General features: G+C 56.2%; 5 protein-coding genes and 1 pseudogene. 1 reads left to right on the top strand and 5 read right to left on the bottom strand.

Annotated elements, in window-relative coordinates; genetic code table 11:
* The 3 genes from K309_RS44245 to K309_RS0133615 form a co-directional block, all read right to left on the bottom strand.
* Positions 1-132 (bottom strand): IS4/Tn5 family transposase DNA-binding protein (locus K309_RS44245; protein ID WP_369796579.1); only part of this gene is annotated, 132 nt, incomplete at its 3' end.
* Between the two features lie 206 nt (positions 133-338).
* Positions 339-2,162, bottom strand: coding sequence for a sensor histidine kinase (locus tag K309_RS0133620; RefSeq protein WP_029050317.1), 1,824 nt, complete (start codon positions 2,160-2,162; stop codon positions 339-341).
* The gene (locus K309_RS0133615; RefSeq protein WP_232232622.1) at positions 2,162-3,256 is read right to left on the bottom strand and encodes an ABC transporter substrate-binding protein; all 1,095 of its coding nucleotides are present in this window, start codon (positions 3,254-3,256) and stop codon (positions 2,162-2,164) included. Before K309_RS0133615 ends, K309_RS0133620 begins: the two co-directional genes overlap by 1 nt.
* Before the next feature lie 604 nt (positions 3,257-3,860).
* Between K309_RS0133615 and K309_RS41170 the strand changes: the two genes are divergently transcribed.
* Positions 3,861-4,124: a transposase DNA-binding-containing protein gene (locus K309_RS41170; protein WP_369796578.1), complete on the top strand. Its 264-nt coding sequence runs from the start codon at positions 3,861-3,863 to the stop codon at positions 4,122-4,124.
* On the opposite strand, the gene K309_RS38650 is transcribed toward K309_RS41170, so the two are convergent.
* Positions 4,111-5,309 (bottom strand): IS3 family transposase gene (locus K309_RS38650; protein WP_369796577.1). Its coding sequence is split into 2 segments (ribosomal slippage): positions 4,111-5,051 and positions 5,051-5,309, totalling 1,200 coding nucleotides; the frame shifts between segments, so codons are not numbered across the junction. The genes K309_RS41170 and K309_RS38650 overlap by 14 nt on opposite strands.
* 175 nt (positions 5,310-5,484) lie before the next feature.
* Positions 5,485-5,732: pseudogene (locus K309_RS42725) on the bottom strand (hypothetical protein); the annotation flags it as partial.

Genomic DNA, 5,732 nt, shown 5'->3' with positions numbered 1-5,732 from the left:
CGTCAGGATGTCGTGCCATTCCAGCCGATCCTGGGACAGAAAGCGATAGGCAGCGGCCGTTTCTGCCCAGCCCCCACAAGCGCTCGGGATGCTCGCCGATGGATTCTTTGCCAGGCTCTCGGCCAACAGCATCGCGCGCTTGTTGAGGCGCCGATCCGCCCAAATCAATGTCCCTGAACTCCGCCTCTGCCCAACTCGCTGCCACCACTTGTTTGCCTCACCCGCCGATTCGAAACCGCGAGTAAACGCCTTCTTCGCTCGGTTCACAACCCCGTCGTCACAACTTGTGTGTAATGCAATGCTCTAAGACTTCCTGGCGAATCATCTCGGATTCTCGATTAAGATTGAGGTTTTTCAAAGGTTTCCAGAAGTCGCAGTCTTATTAGGGTACCGCGATCTGGCTTGCTGTGAACTTCTAGCTGCGCGCGAATTAGGCGAGCGCGCTCCGCCATACCGTGTAATCCATATGAATATCCGGCGCGCGCAGAAACAACGTTGAATCCCTGCCCGTTGTCCCTGATGATCACTTCGATACCGGCCTCTGTATTGGCAAGTGTGACATCGACTTGGGAAGCTTTGGCGTGGCGGGCTACATTGGTAAGTGATTCTTGAACGATACGAAAAATTGCCGTCGCACGAGGGTCGGGAAGATTTGGCTCGGGGTGAGTGGATTGGAATCGACACGGAATCTTGGTGTGGCGGCTAAAGTCTGCAGCGAGCCATTCCAATGCGGACGCGAGACCATAGTTCAATGCCGTGGGTCGCAGGTGACTCACCACATTTCGCACAATGCGAATTGTCTGTTCAATCAATTCGCGCATCTCTTCAGCCTTCTGAATCACGGCAGATCCCGTCGGCAATTGCATGCTTAATAAGGAGAGGTCCATTTTTAGGGCTGTTAAAAGCTGCCCTAGTTCATCGTGGATTTCCATGGCTATGCACTTCCTTTCCTCCTCCCGAATCGCTTCCTGATGCGCATGCAATTGTTGGAGACGCTCCCGGGATGCTAGCAATTCGAGTTCGGTCCATTTCCGCTCACTCACCTCTAACTCCAGCCTATCGCGCTGCAATTGCAAATCTTCCAAGGCATGCTTACGGGCGGTCACATCGGTGAGCAATCCTTCGAGATAACGAAGGCTGCCATCGTCTCCCATTAGGCTGCGTGCATTCAATTGGACCCATATAGGTGTTCCATCAAGCCGACTCAACTGAAGTTCGAGGCCGCGAATTTCGCCATCGGCGTTCAAGGTCTTGAACAAAGTTGCAGTTAGGCTGAGAGAAAAGGGGCTTCTTGGTCGACCATCGCTTTCTGCAGACACGGTCAAATCGCACGCGTTGTCATAGCCAAGCAGTTGAGCCATCGCGGGATTGGCTTCGGCAAGATTTCCAGCTTGATCGAGGAGGAATATACCCTCGACAGCATTCTCTACGATGCTACGGTACTTTCTCTCGCTTTCTTGAAGAAGCAGTGTCGATGTCCGAAGCTGATCGGCCATGTAATTGATTCGCACGGCGAGACGCCCGAGCTCGTCGTCAGATTCCACCTCGCATCTCGCATCAAGGTCTCCACCGGCCATCTTCTCGACCATCTTTTCGAGGCGATTGACGGGGATGCGGACCATGCGCTTCAGGAGGAGGAAGCTAGCAGCGTAAAGCACTGCTAGCAGCGCTGCCATAATCGCAAAGATAGCCTGCCGGGCGCGGTTGATTGCCTCCTGAGCGACAGCCTTGGTTAGTACGACTCGAATTTCCCCGATTTTCTCTTTGGGTGCGTTTCCGGGCGGATCATATTCAATTTCTCGTATACGTACAACGCTTTCGCCCTCGTTTAAGTGACGGGAACCTTTTACAGTAGCTACCGTTCCGTAGCCTGCCGCGGTAACCGTAAACTCGGCAACTTCAGGGTTGGGTGCAAGCGCGGCGAGTTGATTTTCGATTGCGCGCAGATCAACGTTCCATAAAGGCAGAGCAAGCGATTGGCTGAAAAGGTCAGCAATTCTTGTGGCCCGGTCTACGAGTGCGAGAAGTCGGCTGTTGCGCTCGTGTTCTACTAACATAGAAGCTGAAGTTCCGGCGACAGCCGCGACAAGCACGACAAGCGAAAGCATCAACTTGGTATGAAGATTTAGGGATCTCAGCGAGAATTTGGCACGCACACGCATCAGAGGATTCTGGTCGTAGTTTTTAAAAGATGCTTAAGATTGAAATCATAGGAGCCTTCCCGTTGATTTAAGTGCTTTGAATAGGGTCTAACGTCAAAGGCTTCGATTCGTCTAAAAACGACATCGGCAAAGCGTCTGGCGTTCGTGCGCTCGATAATGCCAAGATAGTCGAGTTTCAGACGCGGCCCCCCATGTTTTGCAAAATCCTTGCCCCAGTGATAATCGTATAGCAGTACCATTGCCCAAGCACCGACAAAATAATCGCCTGCTACGATGCCCGCAAGGCCGCCATCAATCACGCTCTCAAGCGCTTCTTTCAAAGCTCCCATGCCGCCTACCAGAACATGGGCGTTGTTCAGCTTGACGGCATCAAGCGCACCCAGTGCCATAGTGTCATTGGCGGCCCACATGACATTGGCTTCGGGGTACCGTGCCAGCAGTACGCGAGCCTTTTGGTGGCTATCGGCTCGACTCCAGTCACTAAAAACCAACTGGCAGATGCGCCCATTTGCCGTTTGATTTAAGAAGGCGGCGACCCCGGCAGCCCTTTCCAGCGAGACTGGTGTATTAGGATCCCCGGTTATTCCAATAACATTAACCTCTCGTCGACCGAGACGTTGATATAAAAACTCCATCAGGCGAAATCCGCCCAACTCGGCGTTCGCCGTTAATGTGCCGATCCAGTTCGAAATTTTCTCCCGTTCATTGCCGACGTACTGGCGCTGTTCGGACGTCAGATCGTTGTGAATAACCAATATTTTGGACGGTGAGTGAGCCAACACTTTAAGCATTTGTTGTGCGACCATTTTCTCGTTGACAATGATTACGTAGTCTGGGGGAAAACTACGTCGGGCAACTTCCTCCGCCTGGCGCTGCATGAGTAAATGATCTCGCTCTGCGTACAGAACCTCCAGTTGCATATTAAACGTCATTGCGGCCATGCCCATAAAACTGGACACCAATTGCCAATGTTGACCGGTGCCACGTTCAGCGGATTCGCCCGGGTTGAGAAACACAACGTGGGGCCGCCGTTCGAGTGCATGTGTCGAATGTGTCACGTTTACCAGCCCGGCATACGCTCCGGCGCGGAGCATCTCTCTGCGATTCATTTTCGAAATATAGTTCTATCAAACCATCTAAGCGCTATGGGGGCGGCAGCTCGAAACGTGCTCTGAAGCGGCCGGTAGATTGTATTACCCGCCGGATTTCATTTCTATAGAGAGCGCACGTAAGAAGCGAGGGTGTTGGCAGCAGCCAAAAAATCGTACGAGTAGGGCGACATCCCTAAGAGGCGCTCTACATGTTGATGATAATTGCAGCTTGAGAATTATGCGGGATTTTCGGCCCTTCGCTTTCCGGGCCTGAACTCCACGTGCCATATTCTGCACTTTCACAAGAGGTTCGTCTACCGCAGTATGCATTCTATGACCAGGCGAACGATCGTAAGGCGGAGAAAACCCCATGCGTAACGCATGGCGGCCCGCCCCCAAAGTCGGGGGGCCTTAAGAGCACCTCATTGCACACAAGTCGTGACCCATGGCGTGCCGCGAAAAGTCTTTTACGGTCAATGACATAGCGGTGGGGTTGTAAACTCTTTCGGATTGTCGTTCGCTCTTGCATTTTGGACGGCACATGCAGGGAAAGGCAACGAGTTGGGCGGCGGCAGAATTCAAGGACATTGACTTGGGCGACTAGCGCCTGAACAAGCGGGCGGTGCTGCTAGCGGAGCGCCTCGCAGAGAAACGGACGGCAAGCATACCCAGCGCATGCGGCGGCTGGGCAGAAACGGCTGCGGCGTGCCGCTTGCCGGCTCAGGATGAACTGGACTGGCGCGATATTCTGGCGCCCCACTGGCAGAGTTCGGCCGAGCGGATGCGGGCTTGCGAAGTCGTGCTATGGGGTTACCCCGTTTCATCGGACAGATTTGTAATTGAATCAGATCGATCGGTTATCTCCTTGTGATGGGGCGGTGTAGGCCCCAGTGTATCGTCGGATCCCGGCCATCGACAGCGAGCTTTTCAAACTCGTGCGGGGACCGATATCCCAGGGCGCTATGCAGGCGATGTGGGTTGTACCAGCCCTCGATCCAGGTGAACAGTGCCTGACGGGCGTCGTCGTGCGTGGCGAAGCGCGAACGCATCAGCAGTTCGCATTCGAGCGTGGCGAAGAAGGATTCACACATGGCGTTGTCGAAGGCGTCGCCCACCGAGCCCATCGAAGGCTGGACACCGGCGTCGTGGCAACGTCGCCCGAAGGCAACAGACGTGTATTGGCAGCCCTGGTCCGAGTGGTGAATCACTGCGCTGGGACGTCGCTGTGCCAGCGCCATGTCCAGCGCTTGCAGCATCAGTGCCGTGCGCAGATGACTACCCATGGCCCAGCCTACGATGCGCCGGCTGTACACGTCGAGGACGACAGCCAGATAGTAAAAGCCGGCAGCGGTCGGAATGTACGTCGCATCGGCGACCCACAGCTGATTGGGCGCATCGGCATAGAAGTGCCGCTGCACCAGATCAGGCGCGGTTCTGCCTGCGCGGTGGGTGGTGCAAATGAAGCGCGGCCGGCAAGCCCCGCGCAGGCCGGCCTCACGCATCAGACGTGCCACGCGCTTGCGCCCGACGTGGACGCCCCGGCGCAGCAGCGTGGCATGCACTCGTGGCATCCCATAGGTACCGCGCGAGCGGGCGTGAATCTCACGGATTTGCGCAAGCAACAGCTTGTCACTCACGGCATGAGCGCTCGGACGCCGTTCCATCCACGCATGGAAGCCGCTGCGCGAGACCTTAAGCAGCCGCGCCATAGTGGACAGCGGATAACGAGCCTGGTTCGCCTTCATGAATTCGTACCCTTTTCGGGCAGCGTGTCGGTCTCCCGGGCGAACCAGACCGCGGCTTTTGCAAGTATCTCCCTCTCCATTTTGAGCTGCCGGATCTCACGGCGTAGCCGTGTGAGCTCCTGGCGCTCGGCTGTTGTCAGACCGTCCTGTCGAAGCCCGGCATCGCGATCCGCTTGGGTGACCCAGTTGTAGATCGTCTGGGCCGTTGGTTCGAACTCCTTGGCCAGATCCTCCGGGCGGCGACCTGCATGGACCAAGTCAACCATTTGCTGACGGAAGACCGCACTGTACGGTGGGCGCGTTTTCGGCATGGTGCACCTCCTGCTTACTCAAGATAGGCACTGTCCGAAAAAGCGGGTCACCTCCAATTCGAGGCGGACTTCTGCCCGAACTCCTACGGGTTTAGACCCAAGTTCCCCAGCCGCCTGGGCGAGTTTCCCCTTGTGCGACGGGCACTTGGCGTGATTCCTTGGTTCCGGTTTCTGTCTACACGCGGATTTGCTGAAGCAACTCCAGAGCCTGCTTCTGTTTCGCGTTGGCGGTGGTGACGAGCTCGAACGTCGGCGCCTCAGCGTCGGCGCTGGGTGTGCGGCAGGTGTTGCGCACGATCGTGGCGAGTTCGGCCATCAGGCTCGAGAAGCTGTGCACGGGTGTGCCGTCGTCAAGCGTGTGGCGCGCCGCCTTGGCCAGCGCTGCCGCAGAGCGCACGGCAGGCGCCACAGGATCACGCGTGG

Origin of the sequence: Cupriavidus phytohabitans (assembly GCF_000426345.1) — a bacterium.
Lineage (GTDB): Bacteria > Pseudomonadota > Gammaproteobacteria > Burkholderiales > Burkholderiaceae > Cupriavidus.
This window is presented reverse-complemented; position numbering and strand designations above follow the sequence as displayed.